This is a genomic window from Desulfovibrio simplex (assembly GCF_055387835.1).
On the sequence record NZ_AP042377.1, the window covers coordinates 786,068 to 806,768 of the forward strand.

Sequence of the window (20,701 nt, forward strand, 5' to 3'; positions counted from 1 at the left end):
AAAGGCGTCTGGAATTTTAGGGATTGTTTTTTAGCAGGCGTGTTGAAAATGGTGTTTGGGAAAAGAAAGAGGGGTTGCAGCAGTAACCGTAACCCCTCTGTATCATTGGTGGGCAGTACAGGACTTGAACCTGTGGCCCCCGCCTTGTAAGGGCGGTGCTCAACCAACTGAGCTAACTGCCCGAAATTCTCAACCAAGAAAAGCCTTATAGGCTATTTTTGTGCTGTTGTCACCCTCAAATTGCACGCCACATTTGTTGTAAAACTGGCTGGTTGTAGCGCTTTGGCGAAAACGCGGCTGCGTTGTGCGGGGCCGTGCAGCAAATTCAAGATGAACCCGTTCCAGCGCCCCCATGTTGAGGGTATGTATGGGGCCTGCACTGCCACCTGGCGGAGTCAAAGACCACGGCAGCCACGGGATCAGGTGGTTGAATGCGTCCGGCAGAATCTTCAGGGCTGCGTGGCTTCGGGATTTTGGCTCCGGCGTGTATTGTGTGCCCCTGCTCGAGCAGAAATTCCGGGGCCCCGGGGGATTCCCAGGGGCCCCGCGTGGTCATTTATGGCTTAAGCTGATTGAGGTAAACGGCGATGTCGTTTATCTGCTCCGCGTTCAAGGTTTTCAGGTTTTCTTGCATTTTCAGCAGCGGGCCTGAGGGCGATCCCATATTCTTGACTTTATCCATACCAGCCGTCAGCGCTTCCACAGGTTTGCCCATCAGTTTGGCAGGGGTAGGGGTGTGACATGACTCGCACAGGCTGGCGTACAGTTCCGCGCCTTTTTTCTGCGCGGCGTCCTGGGCCACAACCGTTTGCACGCCAGCCACAAGCAGGATAGCGGCCAGCATGAGAATTCCGTGTCGCAAATATCTTGTCATGGTTTTCTCCTTGTTTATATGTTGTCCGCCCGTGTGGGCGAAACAGGGGCAGAAGCCGCCTGTGACTCCATGCTAGCACAGAGAAGAAAGACATACAGCAGATTTGTGCTGGAACAAAAACGCGATCAGCATGCACAAAAAAGAAAAGGCCCCGGTTTTTGCCAGGGCCTGTAATCGGCGCGCGTGCGGTAGCACATGATGAACGCGGCGGCTATTTGCCCATGGCGTTCATGAAATCCTTGTTGGATTTGGTGCCGCGCATCTTGTCCAGCAAGAACTCCATGCTGTCGATGGACGACATGGGAGCCAGAATCTTGCGCAATATCCAGACGCGGTTGAGTACATCCTCGGGCAGGAGGAGATCTTCCTTGCGTGTGCCGGTGCGGTTGATGTCGATGGCGGGGAACACGCGCTTTTCCGAAAGGTGACGGTCCAGATAAATTTCCATATTGCCGGTGCCTTTGAATTCTTCAAAGATCACTTCGTCCATGCGGGAACCGGTGTCGATGAGGGCCGTCGCAATGATGGTGAGGCTGCCGCCTTCTTCAATATTGCGGGCCGCGCCAAAGAAACGCTTGGGCCGTTGCAGGGCGTTGGCGTCCAGACCGCCGGAAAGCACACGGCCGGAAGAGGGGGTCACGGCGTTGTACGCGCGGCCCAGGCGGGTGATGGAGTCCAGCAGAATGACCACATCACGCTTGCGCTCCACAAGACGCTTCGCCTTTTCAAGCACCATTTCGCAGACCTGCACATGGCGCTGCGGCGGTTCGTCAAAGGTGGAGCTGATGACCTCGGCCATCTTGACCGTGCGCTCCATATCGGTAACTTCTTCGGGCCGTTCGTCTATGAGCAGCACGATAAGGTATACTTCGGGATTATTGGCGTTGATGGCGTTGGCCAGCGATTGCAGCAGAATGGTTTTACCTGTGCGCGGCGGAGCCACGATGAGGCCGCGTTGCCCGCGCCCGATGGGGGCCATGATGTCGATAACGCGGTTGGAGAGATTTTTTTCGCCATTTTCCATGACGAGCTGATGGTCAGGGTAAATGGGAGTGAGGTTGTCGAAGAGAACGAGATTTTTTGCGTGTTCCGGGGGTTCAAAACCTATTTCCGTTACCTTGAGCAGCGCGAAATACCGTTCACCCTCCTTGGGGGGGCGTATCTGCCCTGAAACGATATCGCCCTTGCGCAGAGAAAAACGGCGAATCTGCGAGGGGGACACATAAATATCGTCAGGTCCCGGCATATAGCTGCACAAGGGGGAGCGCAGAAAGCCAAATCCGTCCGGCAGAATTTCCAGTACGCCATCGCCGTAAATGGCCCCGTTCTGGGAGGCACAGGTGGAAAGCAGAGCGAAGATAAGCTCTTGCTTGCGCATGGAACTGGCATTTTCAATTTCATACTGCTCGGCCAGATCCATGAGTTCCTGCATGCTGCGGGTCTTCAGATCCGTGAGACTCAAGGCGCTGTCTGTCAACAGTGTGGGAGTAGCTTTCTTTTTACGCATAACTGTCCGATCTTTTGAAGAAGACAAACCAAAACTATACAGTATCAATGAACACTGTATTGCAGATGGGCGGATGTAAGGAGACAAAATAGGTGTGCGAGATTGCGATTAGCTTATCTTTTGCAATATGGCAAGGGAAAAATGACGTTCACACCATAAAAAAATACGTCATCCGGCGGTTAGAGCCATGGCCGGGGCTGGCTGGTGAATGCCTCACGGCACAGCCCATACTATATACGCGGAGGTTGTAAAAGACATTCGGTAGTTATTTAAGTAGGTTGCAGCTAGTGTGCTTCTGCCGGGCAACAAAGGGGCAATCTCGCGCCAGCAAAAAACTATTCTTTGGCGTCTTCCGGTTGCGGCGGGGGTGCGTACAGTTCAAGCAGTTCGTCCCGCAGGCTGTCTTCCTCGACTTGCAGAACTTCAGCCAGTTCGCCGGTCACAAGGCCCATGGCCTGTTCCTGTAGGCGGCGTTCGCCGAAAGAAAGATCCTTGGTGCGGCTGATCAGCAGCAGTTCGCGCAGAACTTCTGTAACCACGGCCAGATCCGGGCTCTTGAGCCGCTCGGAATATTCACGGAAACGCCGGTTCCAGTTCTGTCCCGTGTGTACGATTTTGCCGGTGCTGTTGCGCAGGCCTTCAAGAATGCGCCCGGCTTTTTCATGAGGGGTGAGCGTGCGCAGCCCGACGTGGGCCGCATTGTTGACGGGAACCATCAGCGTGACATTGTTGGCCTGAATGCGGACAATATAGAAATCGCATGCGATACCGCCAATGGTCTGGCTGTCAATGCGTTCTATCTTACCCACCCCCTGGGCCGGATATACCACAAGATCGTTCGGCGTGAACATGCTGTCACCACACGCCCCAAAGGAGCGCCACTGTACGAGACCTGGAGCGAAATTAGCTGGAAGTCACGAATTTTTTTTGAAAAATAGATGAGTGGGAAACTTACTCTTCAAACATAGTAGTCCAAATGTGTTGAAGAGTCCAGCCGAAAAAGTAAAAACGCATGGTGCCCCGAAGGGGACCAGGCCCTTTTGCGCGCACTCCCTCACCCGTCACAGTCGCTACGGCATACACCGTACTCTGAACCGCCCCCGGTTCATTTTTGTTCACGCCTGCCTGTTCTACCTGCCGCAGAGCAAAACTGTCAATGGACCCGATCAGGAGCCTGCGCGCCTTCGGGGTCGGGGTTTTTGCGAGGCTGCGCCGTTTTTCGGGCAGCGCGCAACGCGCCTTCCAGGCCCTTGTCGGCAAAGGCAAACAGGGTATCCAGCGCTGCGGGCACGGTTTGCAGCATACGTTCGGCATCGTCGCTCTGGGCGCGGCCCAGCACCCAGTTGGTCACGTCACCCTTGTGCGGGGGACGGCCTATGCCCAAACGCAAACGGTAAAAATCCGGTGTGCCCAGAAGCTCGGTAATGGATTTCAGCCCGTTGTGCCCGGCGTTGCCCCCGCCAAGCTTGAAGCGCAGTTCACCCGCCGGGATATCCAGTTCATCGTGGGCCACCACAAGATCGGAGGGACGCAGTTTGTGCCAGGCCAGAAGGGGCTGCACACTTTGCCCGCTGAGGTTCATGAATGTTTGCGGTTTGGCGGCCAGCCAGACCCCGCCCAGCTCTTTAAGGCGTATGCGCCACAGCTCGCAGGAGAACTTGCCGCCATTGAGCGATTCCGCAACGCCATGGCGCTGTGCAAAATCCACCAGCGCGTCAACAACAGCAAAACCGTAATTGTGCCTGGTGCCCTCATACCGCGAACCGGGATTGCCCAGGCCCACCAGAACGCCGTTATAGTCCATAGTGTGCGCCTCCTCGCGCCTCATTGGCTTCCATCCGCAAGGGCAAACCCTGCCCCGCGCAAACGGCCGCCGCATAATGAGCGATAAACCGGCAGAGCGGGGGATTCATGGCAGCCAGATGCCCGCCCCCGGGCAGCCAGAGAAGTTTTTTGACGGGCGCGCGCAGCTTTTCAAAGGTGGCCTGTGTGTTGGCCGGTGTAAACAGGGCGTCGTTGACGGCGCTGAAAAAATAGAGCGGGCAGTGCATTTCTTCTGACACGTTGGCTGAAAACAGGCTGGCCAGAAAAGCCAGAGGATAGGTCAGCCGGGAACCTTTTCTGTCATAGACTATGCGCCGCGCACCGGACGTTATACGCCGCACGGACAGGTAGGCCAGCAGGGGCAGGGGAAGCCGAGGCAGCCAGCGCGCAGCCGCGTTGATGTTTGCAAGAAATTCGTGCCGCCTGTTTTTCCAGTGCCTGAAGCGCGTAAGGTCCACCGCATCGTTGTTTTGCGGCAGCGCGCCCGTAATGGGGAACGCCGCCGTGAGCCCCCGCGACGCGGCAGCGTGGGCCATGGTCAAAATGCCCCCCTGGCTGTGTCCGCATACGGCGATGGCGTTGAACCCCTCTCGCCGCAGCCATTGTTCCGCAGCAAGGCCGTCCCGCAACAGATCCGCAAAAGTAAAGCCCGTCCAGTGGCAGTTGCGGCCATGCCCTGTGAGGTGCAGGGCGGCGACGGCAAAGCCCGCCTCGTGCAGCGCCGCAAGAAGGGGGCGGTACTGCCAGGGGGAGAGCATGGTTCCCGGATAAAACAGCATGACCCCGGCATTCCGCTTGGGCCAGAATTCCAGGCTTGCCCTGCTGCCCAGAGAGCGCAAGGAATGGTAGGTCACGGTTGGCTGCGACATGGCCGGTACGGGTTGCGTTGAGAGGTTTTCGGGCTGGCGTTTTCAGCCACGCCAGATCAGGCGTTTACCATTTCAGTGACCGCGCCTGCGCCGCAAGTCATTGGCGTGCGGCCGGGAAATACGCGCTGTGCAACAGTTCTGGAGCAGACTCACGTTGAGAATATCTCTCTCAGCGGCTGAAGACGCCGTTTCGGAGCCTGAACCAGATTAGAGCAGCTTACGAATGAAATGAGCTAGCTGCTCTGCAAGGATTTTCCTGAAAATCCTTGCCACGGAATGCGGGTCGGCAGGCTTTTGCCTGCCGGACGCGGGCATTTCAAGTGTAAATGCTCTCGTGTTGAAATGCTTCGCATTTAAAAGTTTTCATTCAGCCGAAAAGTACGATTTTCGGCTGAATCCACGCCACGTTGTGGCGCGCTGCACTTTCGTGCAGCGTTAGAGCATTTACACTTTTTCAAAGTTAAAATGCTCTAAAAAGGAGGCCGGTTCCCTGCGGAACCGGCCATATATAAGGCGGAATGGCCGTAACCGGGCTCGCCCGGTCATGCAGGCCGCAGACAGTCTTAGGCGTCTTCGCCTTCGGCCGCTTCATCCTTGCTCTTGGAGATAATGCTGACCAGGGCGTAGTTCTGATCAAACACGGCACGAACGTTTTCGGGCAGCTTGAGATCGGACACGGTGACGGTGTCGTTGATGCCCATGTCGGTCACGTCAACGGTGATCTTCTGGGGCATGTTCAGCGGCTTGCTGCACAGGCGCACCATTTCGCGGTAGGTTTCAAGGCGGCCGCCAAGCTTCACGCCGCGCGAGGTGCCCACGAATTCCACGGGCACGTCAACGGTGACTTCCTTGTCCAGATCGACGCCGTAGAAGTCGATGTGGGTGAAGGCGCGCTTGTAGGGGTGGAACTGCACCTGCCAGATGAGCACGGGATACAGGGTCTTTTTGCCGTTGTCTTCAATTTCAAGATTGAACACAGTGGTGTGGCCCATTTCACCGTAGATCTTTTCAAGGGGCAGCACGGGGGCCTGCACGGAAATGTTTTCACCGCTGGCGGTGTAGAACACGCCGGGAATCAGTTTCTCGGCACGCAGGCGACCGCTGGGGCCCTTGCCGCAACCTTCGCGCTTCTGCACGCTCAAAGTCTTTTCAATATTCATGGTCCACTCCTTGGCTTACCGCCGCCTGATACGTGCGGAAAAGTTCTTTACTGTAAACTTGCCATTCCCTTGCGGGAGTAATGCCGTACGGTCATGCGCGAAGGCTTTGAGCCGACGGTTTTTGCTAAACAAACAACACGCTGACCGACGAGCCGGTATGGATGTTGTGAATGGTTTTGCCCAAGATGGCGGCCACAGAAATGACCTCAAGCTTGGGGCAGCGTTCCAGCTTGTCGCCCAGCGGGATAGTGTCGGTAACAAAGACCTGCGAAAGCGCCTCGGTGGCATTGATGCGGTCAATGGCCGGGCCGGACAGCACGGGGTGCGTGGCGCAGGCCACAATTTTTCTGGCCCCGTTTTTCAGCAGAACTTCAGCTCCGGCGCACAGGGTGCCCGCAGTGTCTATCATGTCGTCAACCACAATGGCCAACCGGTCTTCCACGTCGCCGATGACGTGCATGGCTTGGGCCTGATTGGGTTTGTCGCGCCTTTTGTCCACAATGGCCAGCGGGGCGTTGAGGCGCTTGGCGTAGGCCCTGGCTCTTTCCACGCCGCCGGCATCAGGTGAAACAATGACCATTTTTTCGTCGCCGAGCTTGCGCAGGGCGTCCAGCATGACGGGCACAGCAAAAAGATTGTCCACAGGGCAGTCAAAATAGCCCTGAATCTGGCCCGCGTGCAAATCTATGGTAACCACGCGCTCCGCCCCGGCCACGCTGATGAAGTCGGCCACCATCTTGGCGCTTATGGGCGCGCGGGGGCTGACCTTGCGGTCCTGACGGGCATAGCCGTAGTAGGGAATCACGGCTGTGATGCGCCCGGCGCTGGCCCTCTTGAGGGCGTCCAGCATAAGGCAGAGTTGCACCAGGTTACGGTTGACGTTTGGCGGACACGTGGGCTGCACCACAAAAACATCGTCGCCACGGACGTTGTCACCGATTTCAATACGCAACTCCCCGTCGCTGAACGTCGTCGACAGCGTCGGGGTGAGCTGACAGCCCAGATGGTTGCAGATGGCCTTGGCCAATTCCGGATTGGAAGAACCGGTGACGATCTTCAGATCGCTGAACATGAACCGCCCTGCCTTGTGCGCATCAAAGAGCAATTTGGGTTATAAACCTTTGCCTGCCGCCAGCCCAGCGGTGCTGACACTCAGACAGCCGCCGTTGCGGCGCCGGATGCGGACGTTTGCCCGCACGGCAATGGGAGCGCCCGGATATCTTCCGGCCGCGTCCGCCCGGCAATCAAGGCGCGGCCCGGCAGTATGCTGTGGCTGGGATGGAAGGGTTCGAACCTTCGAATGACGGAGCCAAAACCCGTTGCCTTACCACTTGGCTACATCCCAGTGCTGTTACAGCACATGCGCGTAGACGCGCCTGTTCTCTCCCTGAAGCGTGGCCGTGGCCGCCTGTGTTTCCACAAGCGCCTCGCGCCCAAAAATCCCCAGTATGCTGGAACCGCTGCCGCTCATTGAGGCCGCTGTGGCGCCGCAGCGCAGCAGGGTGGCCTTGATGTCGGCAAGTTCGGGGTGACGTGCAAAGACAACAGTTTCGAGATCGTTGTCCAGGTCAGCATCAAACCGCCCTCGGGAGAGAAAAGTTCCATTAGCCTTGCTTTGGTCTCTTGTCAAGTTGTTTTGGCTTTCGCTGCCGCCCGTGGAAACCAAATGGGCATCGTAATCGGCAAAGGCGCGAGCCGTACTTACATGGATGCCGGGGCATACCAGCACAAGGCGCATGCCGGACAAACCGGGCTCCACAGGCTCAACGATTTCACCTATGCCGCGAACCCGGCAGGGGCCTTCATGCAGAAAAAAGGGCACGTCGGCTCCCACGGTCAGCGCCACCGCCGCAAGCGCCCGCGCGTCCAGCGGAGAGGTCGCCCTGCTGTTGAGCCAGCGCAAAAGGGCTGCCGCGTCGCTGCTGCCGCCGCCAAGCCCTGCTCCGGAAGGAATGCCCTTGCGCAGCTTTACTTCAAGACCGGGAGTGGGGCAGCCAACAGCCGCGGCAAAGGCCGCATAGGCCCTGGTAAGGGTGTTGTCGCTTTCATCCAGTGTTGCGCGGGCCGGCCCTTCGCAGCGCACCACAATGCCGGGGGCTTCCGTGATACGCAGTTTGAGCTGGTCGCAGGGGCGCGTCAGAGGATAAAAGAGTGAATCTATCTCGTGATAGCCGTCCGGGCGCACGCCGGTGATGCGCAGCCCGAGATTTACCTTGCAGCCTGCAATGACGACACTCATGGCCTATCCTTGTTTTTCAGCCGATGGGGCCTACAGGGTTTCAAGCGTCACGTGGTCGTTGGTGTACACGCATATCTCGGCGGCAATGCGCATGGATTCGCGCGCTATGGTTTCAGCGTCAAGCTCGCTGTGGCGCGACAGCGCCCGCGCAGCCGCAAGAGCGTAGGGCCCCCCGCTGCCGATGGCGGCCACGTTGTCGTCCGGTTCAATGACGTCGCCCGTGCCCGAAAGCACGAGTATGTGCTCGGTGTCGGCCAGAAGCAGCATGGCTTCAAGCTTGCGCAGGTACTTGTCCTTGCGCCAGTCCTTGGTCATTTCCACGGCGGCGCGCACCATATGGCCGCGCACCTCCTTGAGCTTGGCCTCAAAAAGTTCGAACAGGGTAAAGGCGTCGGCCGTGGCCCCGGCGAAGCCCGCCAGAATTTTGCCGTCATGCAGGCGGCGCACTTTTTGCGCGGCATGCTTCATGATCATGGTCTGTCCCATGGTCACCTGGCCGTCGCCGGCCAGGGCCACCAGACCGTTCTTGCGAACGGCGAGAATAGTAGTGGCATGCGTTTCCATCAATTTTTATCCCAGATTTCCTTGCGTTCTTTATAGGCGGTTTCAAGGCGCTTGAAGGCGGTTTTGTCCGTGGTGCGGGCCGACATGCTCTTGGCCTCGTTAAAATAACGCTCGGCAAGTTTTTTGTTGTTGGAGTAGATGGCGCTGTAGGCCATGTGGATATAGGCTTCGGGCGTATTGCCCGTCTTGCCCAGCGAGCGGGCGTAGGCTTCGTGCACCTCGGCATCCTCGGGCACATAGCGCAGCACCTGTTTGTAGTAACTGGCCGCTTGCGCCTGCCTGCCTGTTTCGTCCAGCATGCGGGCATAGAAAAAGGCGGCCATGTAGTCCTTGGGATCAATGCGCATGGCCTTGGACAACAGGCCGTCAGCCCGGCCCATGTCGCCTTTGCGGTAGTGGAAGGCACCTGCCTCGCGCAGCACCAGAGGATCGTCCGGAGCGGCCTTGAGGGCCTGGTCAAAGGCCGTGCTGGCCTCGTTTATGCGGTTTTGTCTGGCCAGCACAATGCCCCGGCCCATGCTTGAAAGGCCGTCGCTGCCCGAAAAGCGTTGCAGGGCCGCCTGATCATCGCCGTATCTGGCCCAAAGCAGGGTCTTCACACGGGTGAAGCGCTTGTTGTCCTGGCTGCGGTTCTGGACGGACTTGCCCATGGTCTGGATGCGGGCCTGGAGCCCGTTGATGCGGTCGCCTAAGGCGGGGTGGGTGGAGAGGTAGGTGGGCACGCTGATGCCGCTCATCCAGCTTTTCTGGCGCAGCACCTTGAAGCCCGCCACCATGCCTTCGGGCGGATAGCCAGCGGCAATGAGGTATTGCAGGCCGATTTGGTCAGCCTCATTTTCATCCAGGCGGCTGTAGTTGAGCATGGCCGATTGCCCGGCGCCCAGAGCGCCCATGGCCAGAGCCCCGCCGCCCGCGCCGCCCGCCGCCACGCCCGCCACGGCCAGCAGCAGTGAACCGAGGGTGACGAACTGGGCCTTTTGCAGGCGCGAGGCCACGTGGCGCTGGGTGACGTGGGCCAGTTCGTGGGCCAGCACGCCCGCCAGTTCCTCTTCCTTGTCCAGATTCATGATAAGCCCGGTGAATACGTAAACGTACCCGCCGGGAACGGCAAAGGCGTTGAGAGAATTGTGCAGTATGGTGGTGGCCTTGAAGGTGAACGGCTGGGGCGGAATGGCCTTAACCAGCCGGGCCAGCATATAGTCCACATACTGTTTGACTTCAGGGTCTTCGATGATGGGCAGGTTGGAGCGCACCATGACATCGAATTTTTCTCCCATCTCCTTTTCGTCTTTAATGGTCACACCGCCGAAAAAGAAGGCATGAGCGGGCGCGGGACATATCTGCGGCAGCAGAAAGGCCAGCAGCACAATCAGGGCCGTCCATCGGCGGGGGGCACAGTAATGCAGCATAGGTTCTCCTGAGTGCCCGCGCTGGGTCTACTCGAGGTCCCAGTCCTGCCCGTCAGGGGTGTCGCGCACGCTTACGCCGAGCTCAAGCAAAGACTGGCGCAGGGCGTCGGAGGTGGCAAAATCCTTGTTGGCGCGGGCAGCCTGCCGCTCTTGCAGCAGGGCTTCCACACGGGGCATGTCAATGTTTTTGCGGCTGGCGCGCATGCCCCGCAAGGCGGTCAAAAACGCGTCGGGTTGCTGGCCAAAAAGGCCCAACCGCGCGTTCCACTGCTCCGCACGGGCGAGAAACTCCCGCAGGATGTCCCGCCCGGCTTCGCTGGCACGCATGTTTTTGTCTTCAAGCAGGCGGTTCACAATACGTACCTGAGTGAAGATGTGCCCCAGAGCCTGCGCGGTATTAAGGTCATCATCCATGGCCTCGTCCAGCGCCTTGGGCTGCGCGGCCCATTCGTCGGCTGTCTCCTGGGGCAGGGGGATTTTTTTCCACTTCTCGCGCTGAAGGGCTTTTTCCGCTTCGCGCAGGGCGGTATACACCCGGTGCTGGGCTTTTTCGGCCTCATCCATGCTGTCGGCGGTAAAATCAATGGGGCTGCGGTAGTGCTTGCCCAGCAAAAAGAAGCGCAGGGTTTCCGGCAGGTAGCTTTCAAGAATGTCGCGGATGGTCTTGAAGTTGCCAAGCGACTTGGACATCTTTTCCGCGTTGACCTGCACAAAGCCGTTATGCACCCAGTAGCGGGCCAGATGGCAATGGCAGACGGCCTCGGTCTGGGCGATTTCGTTTTCGTGGTGCGGGAACACAAGGTCCTGCCCGCCGCCGTGAATATCCAGGGGCAGATAGGATTCGCTCATGGCAGAGCATTCGATGTGCCAGCCGGGTCTGCCCTGGCCCCAGGGACTTTCCCACGAGGGTTCGCCGGGTTTGGCGGCCTTCCACAGGGCGAAGTCCAGCGGATCTTCCTTTTCTTCGCCGGGGGCCACGCGCGCGCCGGAAAGCAGTTCGTCCAGGCTGCGGCCGGAGAGTTTGCCGTAAGGCGCGTACGAGCGCACCCTGAAGTACACGTCGCCCGAAGGGGTCACATAGGCCTTGCCGCCAGCGATCAGCTTTGCGCAGAGATCCTGAATTTCCTTGATATAGTCTGTGGCGCGCGGCTCTACATCCGCGCGCAGCACGCCCAGCCTGTCCATGTCTTCGTGAAAGGCGTCAATATAGGTCTGGGCCACTTCACGCCAGTCGCGGTTTTCCTTGTTGGCGCGGTTGATGATCTTGTCGTCCACGTCCGTAAAGTTGCGCACAAAGGTCACGTCCAGCCCCAGATGGCGCAGCTGGCGCACGAGCACGTCGAACACGAGCGCCGAGCGGGCGTGCCCTATGTGGCAGTAGTCATAGGCAGTGATGCCGCAGACATACATGTTCACCTTGCCGGGATGTACCGGCACAAAGGTTTCCTTCTGGCGGCCAAGGGTATTGTAGAGCTGCATGATCTTCCTTTTATGCTGGGAGGTTGAGCATATCCAGGCGACGCTGGTGGCGGCCACCCTCAAAGGTGTTTTCCATAAAAGCGTCCACAATGGCTTTGGCCAGCTCCACGCCGGTTATGCGCGCGCCAAGGCAGAGAACGTTGGCGTTGTTGTGCTGGCGTGCCATGCGCGCGTGCAGCTCTGTGGTGCAGAGGGCGGCGCGGATGCCGGAGTGACGGTTGGCGGCAATGGAAACGCCGAGCCCCGTGCCGCAGATGAGAATGCCCGGCTCGCCGGAAGCTTCCACGGCGGCGCAAAGCTTGTGCGCCAGCACGGGGTAGTCGCAGCTGTCAGAAGAGTCCGTGCCGTGATTGATGACAGTGAAACCCTTTTTACCCAAATGCTCGGCCAGGGTGGTTTTAAGGTCAACGCCGGTGTGGTCCGAAGCAATATGGATGGACTGCATAACAACTCCTTCAAGGGTGAGGGCAGGCTGATCGGTTGCGCCGGTCAGCCTGCCAGAACTTCTTCGCATCGGGAATGCGCGTTTTTCGTAAACTGTGGGGCCTCCGGCCCCGTCCGCACTGGCTTCGGCCTGACCGCGCATTAGCCGTGCGCCCGCTCACAGGCTTTGCCGGGGGCGGGCATGGCAACAGCTGGCCAAAGGAATGACCTTAACCCGCAAGGGCGGCTGGCCGCCAAGCCGGAAAAGCGTTCGGGCGGCCTGAGCCAGCGGACGCGGACGCCGACGCGGCCTAGCGCTGCTGGTATTTGGACAGCGGCAGCAAAGGAACGCCCTCTGGTATGGATAAGGTCATCTGCTCGTCTGTAAAGGGCGTAGCGGGCTTTTCCCTTTCCTTGACAAGCACGATGGCGCGCTTGCCGTTGCCATGAGTCAGGTTAAGGCGCTGGGGCAGGGGAGATGCCGCATCGTCAAAGGCCACTTCCATCTTCCAGCCCTTGCCGTTGTCGCCTTTTTCAACCCAGGCCACGGGCAGGCCAGCGGCGTCGAGCGTCAGCTCGCCACCGAGTTTACCCGACAGCGTGTACTGGGCAAGGTCGCCGGACAAGAACTTGCCGGAGGCGAAACTTTTGCCGAAAACCTGGCTGTAACGCCCGTTGAGCAGGTCAGCCAGATGTTCCAGATTGAAAGGCACGGGCACGCCCACCTGGAGCAGGGGTTTGGAAGCGCCCTGGTAGAAATACGCCTTGTTGTCTGTGGGGCTGTAGACGAGGAAATGCTGGCCGTCTTCAAGGATTTTAGCCACGGTGGCTCCGACACCGGCCATGACGTCCAGACGCAGCCTGCGCTGGCTGTTGCCCCAGAAAAGCGCGGTAACACGGCGGGTATCGCCTTCTGTGCCGAAGCGAAGGCTCATTTGCAGCCGGTAGGGAACCATGGCGGCGTCCTGCCCTCTTGCCTCGAATTTTTGCCAGCGTTCTTCGAGCCTGGCCTGGGCTTCAGGCGTCATTTCCAGGGAGGGCTGCTTGGCGCAGGCGGTCAGCAGCGCAAGGCTGCAAAGGCAGCAAAGAGCAAGAAATTTTTTCATAACTGTGAAAGCCTCTGCCGCAATGCGTCCGCATTGGCGGGTTTGAGATCCAGCGCCTTCTGGTAGGCGGTGCGGGCCTCGTCTTTGAGCCCCATTTTAAGGGCTATGTCGCCATAGTGTTCCCAGATGGAAGCGTCAACATGCTCGTCGAGTTTGACGGCACGGCGTATGGCTGTGAGGGCCTCTTCATTTCTGCCGAGCTTGTAAAGGGCCCAGGCCAGGGAATCCACAATGTAGGACTGGTTGGGTGAAAGCTCGTCAGCCTTGGTGAGCAGACTCAGGGCTTTTTCGAGATCGCGGTTTTCTTCGGCCAGCGTATAGCCCACGTAGTTGAGGGCCTGATAATTTTCCGGATGCAGGGTGATTATGTGTTCCATAACCTTGAAGGCTTCCTTCTTGTCGCCGGACTCGTCCAGCAACGATCCCAGAAGAAAGGCCATCTCCGCATTGTCGGGCCATTTTTTGGCGGCCTTGCGCGCCACCTCAAGGGCCTGCGGCAGTTGCTTCTGGCGTGCCAGCAGGCGGATTTCCAGTTCCCAGAACTGGGGCGCGTCCGCAAACTGTTTCTGGGCCTGCCGCGTCGCGGTCAGGGCCTCCTGTTCCTTGCCCGCTTCGCCAAGCAGCTGTATCCGCAGCAGCGCCGCTCTGGGCGCGGCCTTGCTGTTCGGCGGAATTTTGTCCAGCCATGAAAGGGCCATGGGCAGGTCGCGGCGCTGCTCATAGTTCAGATCAGCCAGCAGCAGGTATACGTCAACGGGGGCGTCGTCCCTGGCGGCGATCTGCTTGAGCAGCGTTTCCCCCTGAAGGTAGTGGCGCGAGTCGATGAACAGGCCCGCCACGGTAAGCTTGAAAGGTATGGTGTCCGGCCCCTGGCGCATGTACTTGAGGGCTTTTTCGGGCTGGTTCATGCGCAGTGAAAGGCTGATGAGGCGCAGCAGCACGTCCTGGGGCGAAAAATTGAGCTTGAGCAGTCTTTCGTACAGGGCGCGCGCGGGCTTGAATTCCGAGCGCTGTTCGTGGATGAAGGCCAGTTCGGCCATGGCCTCCACAAAGTCCGGCATTTCCTTGATGGCCTTCTGGAGAAAGGATATGGCGTCAGCCTGACGGCCCATGCCGATGAGGGCGCGGGCGTGGTAGTAGTCCACCAGCGGCGTGCGCTCTTTGGCGCTCACCCCGTTGAGCAGGGTTTCTGCTTCGGGATATTCCTTGCTTTTCACCAGCAGAAGGGCCAGTTCCAGGCGCGCGTCCAGAGACTCCGGATGCTTTTTCAGATAGGCGCGCATGAGTTCCACGCCGCGTTCCGGCGTGCCCTGTTCCATAAGCGCTTCGGCGTGAAGCAGGTTGAGGGACATGTCGTCGGGCGCGACGGAAAGCCCCTGCTCCAGATAGGGGATGGACCCTTCGGATTTGCGGCTTACCAGCCAGACGCCGCCCTCGAGCCAGATGTTGGGAGGCAGTTTTGCGGCGGCCATGAGGGGCGCGGCCTGCAAAAGGGCGGCCTCGTCCTCGGCGTTGAGCGCCTGGGAATAGAGCAGAAAAGCATAGGTGCTTCTGGCTTCAGGCGTAAGGCGCTCTTCTGGCTGACGCACTTCGACATTGCGCAGCGCGGTTGGGCAGGCATCGCCTACGGTTGCGTTTTTTTCGCCGGCGGCCTTGGTGCCGGCACAGCCCCCACAGCCAAGAAGGGAAAAGGAGGTGACGGCGGCCAGTGTCAGGGCGCAAAAGAGCGCTATGTGCTTACGTTTCATTGCGGACTGTATCCGTGCTGCTTAGGATTGAATCCAGTGGTCGGAGAAGTCTTCTATATCATTCTTCATGTGCTGGCCGATTTTTTCCACCAGTCGCGCCTCAAGCTGGCGCACTCTCTCTCTTGTTATATTATACCGTTCGCCTATCTCGCGCAAGGTGATCGGCTCGTCTGTCAGCAGCCTGTTGTGCAGGATGTACAGTTCTTTTTCATTGAGTTTGGGTATGATGGTTTTGAGTTTTGACCGCACAAGTCCCGCGATTTCATCAGAGGCCAGGCTGTCTTCAATGCCGGGGCCGAGAGCGGGCAGAAAGTCCATACGGGTGGCCCCGCCCGACTCCTCGCCCACCTGGGCGTTCAGCGACATGTCGGATGAAGCCAGGCGCTGATCCATTTCGTTGATCTGGTCTTCGGTCACGCCGAGGCGCTCCGACAGCATGGCCGCGTCAGGGTCAAAGCCCTGCATGATGAGCTTCTGGCGTTCGCGGTTCAGATTGTAGAACAGCTTGCGCTGCACCTGGGTGGTGCCGATTTTGACCATGCGCCAGTTGTCCATGATGAACTTGAGAATGTAGGCCTTGATCCAGAACGAGGCATAGTAGGAAAACTTGATGCCCTTGTCGGGGTCAAACTTGTTGACCGCGCGCATGAGTCCCACGTTGCCTTCCTGCACAAGGTCCAGCACGTTCTGCATCCAGCGGCGCTGAAAATCCATGGCGATGCGCACCACCAGCCGCAAATGTGACGACACAAGGCGAAAAGCCGCGTCCGCATCATTATGGTCGCGCACACGTACCGCCAGCTCGTGTTCTTCTTCGGGTTTGAGCATGGGAAACTTGCTCATTTCCCGCAGGTACAGGTGCAGGCTGTCGCGGGTGCCTACCGCAGGCAGACGGGTAGACGCGGGCGCGGGCACGCCGCCTTCCCGGCCTTCTTCAAGAGACAGGGGGGGCTCGTCCATGTCCACGTCCAGAGCGGTATCAAGGATATCGTCCTGATCGTCGTGGGGCTCAAGCTCAAGCTCGTCCTCGTCGCTCTCGGCGGCGGGCTCCAGTTCGTCTACATCAAGCACCGGGCCGTCGCGGAGGTTTTCGTCATCAGGCGCAACGGGTGCGGGCTTTTTTCCCCTGTTGCCTTGACGGGGCGAGGCTTCCGGGTTGGAAGCCACCTTACCCGAAGCCTTGGTGCCGGACCGGGCGCTGGAACCGCCCCGGGCCGAACCCGTGGAAGCTTTGGTTTTTGGGGGTCCATCAAGAATTTCCACAACCCCGATCGGAGGCGTATTTTTTTCGCCTTTCACCGTCTTGGGGTTGGCCTTGGCCGTGCTGCAGGCTATCTTGCTATTTTTTTTCATTTTATCCATACTCAGTCACTGGCGCTGTAAAAAGGCGCTGCAATGTCTGTATGCTATAGTTTTGGTTTGTTCTTTTCAATATTATTCAGTACTGAAAGGCCAACCACGTTCCCTCTGCCGTATGCGACCATGACAAGGATCTGTCCGGCACGCCGTCTCGGATCCTTCTGGATGCTATGCGGTTTCTGGAGGGTACGGCAAGGCGCTTACCTGTCCGGAACGGCCTGGGGCCTTGGGGACGTTTTTGCAGCATACAGGCATTATGTCCGGAAAGCAAAGACGGGCTTTGCACGGAAGCGGGGGCTGACGCCCCTCAAGTTTTTACATATGACGGCCAAGGTGGCGGCATTCATGACATTCAGACAAGCGCTCTGCGCGAAACGTCCTCTTTTTCTGGACGGGGCCATGGGCACCATGCTTCAGGCCTCGGGCCTTCCCGCGGGCACAAGCCCCGAAGAATTCTGTATGGAAAACCCCGACATCCTGCGGGGAATTCATGCTTCCTACCTCAAGGCCGGGGTCGACATTCTGACCTCCTGCACCTTTGGCGGGAATTCCTACAAGCTTCCGAAAGGAATGGATGTTTTTGCTTTCAACAAGCGCATGGCCTCCGTTGCGCGGGCTGCCGCCTCGGACGTGGCCCGGCCGGAGGATCGCCCCGTTTTTGTGGCGGGTAATGTGGGCCCCACCGGACACTTCGTAAAACCCCTCGGCCCTGTGGAACCCCGTGAGCTTATCGAGGCCTTTGCCCAGCAGATCCGGGGGCTTGTGGCGGGCGGGGTGGACCTTGTCTTTATTGAAACCCAGTTCGATCTGGCCGAGGCCAGGGCGGCGGTGGTCGCCGCCCGGCAGGAATGCGACCTGCCGGTGATGGTTTCGATGACTTTTGAGCAGGGCGTCAGCCTCACAGGCTCCACGCCCACCATCTTCGCCGAGACCATGCAGAATATGGGCGTGGATGTGGTGGGAACCAACTGCAGCCTCGGGCCGGAACAGATGGAACCCGTGGTGGCGGAACTTCTGGGCGTCTGCGCCTGCCCCGTCATGGCCGAACCCAATGCCGGGCTGCCCGAACTGCACGGCACGCAAACGGTATTTCCCCTGGGACCGGAAGGCTTTGCCCAAAAAACCGCTCCCTTTGCCCACATGGGCGCGCAGGTGCTTGGCGGCTGCTGCGGCACCACGCCCGACCACCTGGCGGCGCTGACGCAGGCCTTGCACAGCCTGGGCGAAATTTGCGCGCCCAAGATCGAGCGCAGGGGCATCTGCCTTACGAGCCGCTCGCAACTGGTGCGTATCGGTACGGGGCAGCCACTGGCCATCATCGGCGAGCGCATCAATCCCACTGGCAAAAAGCAGCTTACACTGGAATTGCAGGAAGGCCGCTTTGACACGGCCATGCAGTTTGCCGACGCCCAGCTTGAGGCCGGGGCAACCGTGCTGGACGTCAACGTGGGCGCGCCCCTGGTGGATGAAACGACCCTGCTGCCCGAACTGGTTCAAAGGCTTGTGGGACGGCTCACTGTGCCGCTTTCTGTGGATTCGTCCAATGCGCAGGCCATTGCCAATGCCCTTCCGTACTGCCCTGGCTCTTTTTTGGTGAACTCCATCAGCGGCGAGGCCGGACGTATGGAACTGCTGGGGCCGCTGTGCCGCGATTATGGCGCGCCCTTCATCCTGCTGCCCCTTGAAGGAGCGACCCTGCCCGAAAAGGCCGCCGACCGCATTCGCACGGTGGAAAGCCTGATCCGCCGCGCCGAACAGCTGGGCATACCGCGCCGCCTCATGATGGTGGACATTCTTGCCCTGGCGGTTTCATCCAGCCCGGATGGCGCGCGCCAGTGCCTTGAGATGACGCGCTGGTGCTCCAGCGAGGGGCTGCCCACCACCCTTGGCCTTTCCAATCTTTCTTTCGGCCTGCCCGCGCGCGACCTGCTCAACGCCACATTTCTGGCCTACGCGGCCGGGGCCGGGCTTTCCTCCTGCATTGCCAACCCTTCGGCACAGCGCCTGCGTGAGGCGGCTGACGCGCTCAAGGTTCTGGGCGAGCATGACCCGCACGCGGCTTCCTTTATTTCAGGATATGCCGGTTGGAAGCCGGGCGAGGGCAGCGTGCTGCAACGCCAGGGCGGCGGAGGAGCGGCCAAAAGCCTGGGGGAGGCCGTACTTAACGGCGACAGGGAAAATGTGCTGCCCCTGCTTGAAGCCGAACTCAAGAGCGGGGCGGAACCTTTCAGCCTTGTGCAGAACGTGCTTATCCCGGCCATCACCGAAGTCGGGGCGCGCTATGAGAGGCGCGAATATTTTTTGCCCCAGCTCATCCGCGCAGCGGAAACCATGCAGACGGCCTTCGCCCACCTGAAACCCCTGCTCGAAGCCGGGCGCGGGCCGGAAGCAAGGCCTGTCGTCGTCATGGCCACGGTGGAGGGCGACATTCATGATATTGGCAAAAATATTGTGTCTCTGCTGCTGGGCAACCACGGGTTTGATGTTGTGGACGCGGGCAAGGACGTGCCTGCCGAGGCCATCGTTGCTTGCGCCCTTGAGCATAAAGCGAGTATTATCGGGTTGTCGGCCCTGATGACCACCACGATGGTACGTATGGAAGACACCATACAGCTCGTGAAGGAAAAAGGGCTGCCGATCAAGGTCATGGTGGGCGGCGCGGCCGTCACCCAGGCTTTTGCCGATTCCATCGGGGCGGACGCGTACTGCGCCGACGCGGTAGGGGCTGTGCGGGCTGCCAAGAATTTTATGTAGACTGACTTGATACGCGGGCGTAGTCATGCCGGACGCCCGTGAGCAGTCGTGGGCGGCATGTAACTGTTCACGGTTATGTATGGGTTCAAAACTCATTTAAGGTACCATATGAAAAAAATCATCCTTCCCCTTTTGCTTTGTCTGATGTTGCCCTGCGCCGCTTTTGCGGCCTCATCCTCCTCGCCCGCCTCGACCTCCTCATCAGTGCCTTCCCTCAATCTTGCCGGATTGATGGACCTTCTGGCCAAGAACAAGGGCAAAGTCATCATGCTCAACTTTTTTGCCACATGGTGCCCCCCCTGCCAGGTGGAAGTGCCCGATCTTGTGGCCGTGAGCAAAAAATACGCGGGCAAGGATGTACTCATCGTCAGTCTTTCAGTGGACGAAGACTCCAAGGTCGTTGTTCCCTTCATGAAAAAGATGAATATGGATTATCCTGTGTACATGGCCGGGCGTGACATCACCAAAGCCTTTCAGGTCAGCAGCATTCCGCACAATGTTTTTTACGCCAAGGACGGCCAGAGGGTCATATCAGAACCCGGCATAGCCGATACCGAGATGATTGAAATGGTGTTCAAAAAACTGCTTGAACAAAAATAGGCAGATACGGGGAACGGTTTTCATGTTCAAGATTGTGAAGGGCCGCGCCTTCAGCGCTGCCCGTTTGGGGGCCAGGGCGTAATGGCACTGTCAGAAGGAATGGTGGAGGCGGATTGCGTCTGCTGTTCCGGCCGCGCACAACGGCGCGGATATTTTGTACTGGAGCCGGCGAACGCCACGGCCCCTGAAAACGGGGCCGCCCGCGCGGCCCGTGCCGGAGGATCAGATGTCGAAGGTTGGGCATGAGCTCAAAGTCAAAGAATTGAAAACCGTTTACAGCGCGGAGCTGATTGCCCAAAGGGTAAAAGAGCTGGCGGCTGAAATTGACGCCCATTATGGCCAGGAACCCTTGGTGGCCGTATGCGTTCTCAAGGGCGGCTTTGTCTTCTTCAGCGATCTGGTACGCGCTTTGCACAATAAAAATCTGGAGCTGGATTTCGTGCGCCTGTCCAGCTACGGCAAAGCAGCGTCCTCCTCCAAGCATGTCATTTTCAACAAGGATGTTGAGATTGACATTTGCGACAAGCATGTGCTGATAGTGGAAGACATAGTGGACAGCGGGTACAGCATGCGTTTTCTGCTCGGGCAGTTTGCCGCCCGCAAGGCCCGCAGTCTGCGCCTGGCCGCCCTGGTGGACAAGAATGAAAGGCGCGAAATTGACGTACACGTTGACTTTGCCGGCTTCAAGCTGACAGAGGGTTTTATTGTTGGTTATGGTCTTGATTATGCAGAACACTATCGTAATCTGCCCGGTATTTTTGAGATCATACCTGAATAAAATCCTGC

Annotated in this window: 18 protein-coding genes and 2 tRNA genes; 3 read left to right on the forward strand and 17 right to left on the reverse strand. The window is 58.8% G+C overall.

The genetic code is table 11. The features are described 5' to 3' along the window. Positions 1 to 106: 106 nt before the first annotated feature. The 17 genes from ACZ5DH_RS03210 to ACZ5DH_RS03290 form a co-directional block, all read right to left on the reverse strand. Positions 107 to 182: transfer RNA gene (locus ACZ5DH_RS03210), tRNA-Val, on the reverse strand. 374 nt (positions 183 to 556) lie between these two features. After that, entirely contained in the window at positions 557 to 874 is a 318-nt protein-coding gene (locus tag ACZ5DH_RS03215; RefSeq protein WP_464255718.1) for a c-type cytochrome, read from the reverse strand. Positions 875 to 1,085: 211 nt separating this feature from the next. Next, a complete protein-coding gene (gene rho, locus ACZ5DH_RS03220) occupies positions 1,086 to 2,381 on the reverse strand; it encodes a transcription termination factor Rho (protein ID WP_291303157.1) in 1,296 nt (431 codons plus the stop codon). A 335-nt stretch (positions 2,382 to 2,716) separates the two neighbouring features. Beyond that, a complete protein-coding gene (locus ACZ5DH_RS03225; protein WP_464255719.1) occupies positions 2,717 to 3,232 on the reverse strand; it encodes a CarD family transcriptional regulator in 516 nt (171 codons plus the stop codon). 302 nt (positions 3,233 to 3,534) lie between these two features. Continuing rightward, positions 3,535 to 4,185: an aminoacyl-tRNA hydrolase gene (pth, locus tag ACZ5DH_RS03230; RefSeq protein WP_464255720.1), complete on the reverse strand. Its 651-nt coding sequence runs from the start codon at positions 4,183 to 4,185 to the stop codon at positions 3,535 to 3,537. After that, positions 4,175 to 5,059, reverse strand: a complete 885-nt coding sequence (locus ACZ5DH_RS03235; protein ID WP_464255721.1) for an alpha/beta hydrolase — start codon at positions 5,057 to 5,059, stop codon at positions 4,175 to 4,177. Before ACZ5DH_RS03235 ends, pth begins: the two co-directional genes overlap by 11 nt. A gap of 578 nt (positions 5,060 to 5,637) precedes the next feature. Beyond that, on the reverse strand, positions 5,638 to 6,234 hold the full coding sequence (locus ACZ5DH_RS03240; protein ID WP_464255722.1) for a 50S ribosomal protein L25/general stress protein Ctc: 597 nt from the start codon (positions 6,232 to 6,234) through the stop codon (positions 5,638 to 5,640). Between the two features lie 124 nt (positions 6,235 to 6,358). After that, positions 6,359 to 7,306 (reverse strand): ribose-phosphate diphosphokinase, encoded by a 948-nt coding sequence (locus ACZ5DH_RS03245; protein ID WP_464255723.1) that lies wholly within the window; start codon positions 7,304 to 7,306, stop codon positions 6,359 to 6,361. Between the two features lie 198 nt (positions 7,307 to 7,504). Next, positions 7,505 to 7,579, reverse strand: a tRNA-Gln gene (locus ACZ5DH_RS03250). Positions 7,580 to 7,585: 6 nt separating this feature from the next. Continuing rightward, positions 7,586 to 8,473, reverse strand: coding sequence for a 4-(cytidine 5'-diphospho)-2-C-methyl-D-erythritol kinase (gene ispE / locus ACZ5DH_RS03255; protein ID WP_464255724.1), 888 nt, complete (start codon positions 8,471 to 8,473; stop codon positions 7,586 to 7,588). Between the two features lie 30 nt (positions 8,474 to 8,503). Next, complete coding sequence (hslV, locus tag ACZ5DH_RS03260; protein WP_464256494.1) at positions 8,504 to 9,037, reverse strand: ATP-dependent protease subunit HslV; 534 nt, start codon at positions 9,035 to 9,037, stop codon at positions 8,504 to 8,506. Then, positions 9,037 to 10,446: a M48 family metalloprotease gene (locus ACZ5DH_RS03265; protein WP_464255725.1), complete on the reverse strand. Its 1,410-nt coding sequence runs from the start codon at positions 10,444 to 10,446 to the stop codon at positions 9,037 to 9,039. Before ACZ5DH_RS03265 ends, hslV begins: the two co-directional genes overlap by 1 nt. A 27-nt stretch (positions 10,447 to 10,473) precedes the next feature. Beyond that, positions 10,474 to 11,925, reverse strand: coding sequence for a cysteine--tRNA ligase (gene cysS, locus ACZ5DH_RS03270; protein WP_464255726.1), 1,452 nt, complete (start codon positions 11,923 to 11,925; stop codon positions 10,474 to 10,476). Positions 11,926 to 11,935: 10 nt separating this feature from the next. Then, positions 11,936 to 12,370: a ribose 5-phosphate isomerase B gene (gene rpiB / locus ACZ5DH_RS03275; RefSeq protein WP_464255727.1), complete on the reverse strand. Its 435-nt coding sequence runs from the start codon at positions 12,368 to 12,370 to the stop codon at positions 11,936 to 11,938. A gap of 289 nt (positions 12,371 to 12,659) precedes the next feature. Further along, positions 12,660 to 13,454: a hypothetical protein gene (locus ACZ5DH_RS03280; protein WP_464255728.1), complete on the reverse strand. Its 795-nt coding sequence runs from the start codon at positions 13,452 to 13,454 to the stop codon at positions 12,660 to 12,662. Continuing rightward, on the reverse strand, positions 13,451 to 15,202 hold the full coding sequence (locus ACZ5DH_RS03285) for a tetratricopeptide repeat protein (protein WP_464255729.1): 1,752 nt from the start codon (positions 15,200 to 15,202) through the stop codon (positions 13,451 to 13,453). Before ACZ5DH_RS03285 ends, ACZ5DH_RS03280 begins: the two co-directional genes overlap by 4 nt. Before the next feature lie 21 nt (positions 15,203 to 15,223). Next, the gene (locus tag ACZ5DH_RS03290) at positions 15,224 to 16,555 is read right to left on the reverse strand and encodes an RNA polymerase factor sigma-32 (protein ID WP_464255730.1); all 1,332 of its coding nucleotides are present in this window, start codon (positions 16,553 to 16,555) and stop codon (positions 15,224 to 15,226) included. A 351-nt stretch (positions 16,556 to 16,906) separates the two neighbouring features. Between ACZ5DH_RS03290 and ACZ5DH_RS03295 the strand changes: the two genes are divergently transcribed. The 3 genes from ACZ5DH_RS03295 to hpt all read left to right on the forward strand — a co-directional run bounded on the left by ACZ5DH_RS03295 (position 16,907) and on the right by hpt (position 20,693). After that, positions 16,907 to 19,315, forward strand: coding sequence for a homocysteine S-methyltransferase family protein (locus ACZ5DH_RS03295; RefSeq protein WP_464255731.1), 2,409 nt, complete (start codon positions 16,907 to 16,909; stop codon positions 19,313 to 19,315). 108 nt (positions 19,316 to 19,423) lie between these two features. Continuing rightward, a complete protein-coding gene (locus tag ACZ5DH_RS03300) occupies positions 19,424 to 19,915 on the forward strand; it encodes a TlpA family protein disulfide reductase (RefSeq protein WP_464255732.1) in 492 nt (163 codons plus the stop codon). 226 nt (positions 19,916 to 20,141) lie between these two features. Beyond that, the gene (gene hpt / locus ACZ5DH_RS03305; RefSeq protein ID WP_464255733.1) at positions 20,142 to 20,693 is read left to right on the forward strand and encodes a hypoxanthine phosphoribosyltransferase; all 552 of its coding nucleotides are present in this window, start codon (positions 20,142 to 20,144) and stop codon (positions 20,691 to 20,693) included. Positions 20,694 to 20,701: the final 8 nt, after the last annotated feature.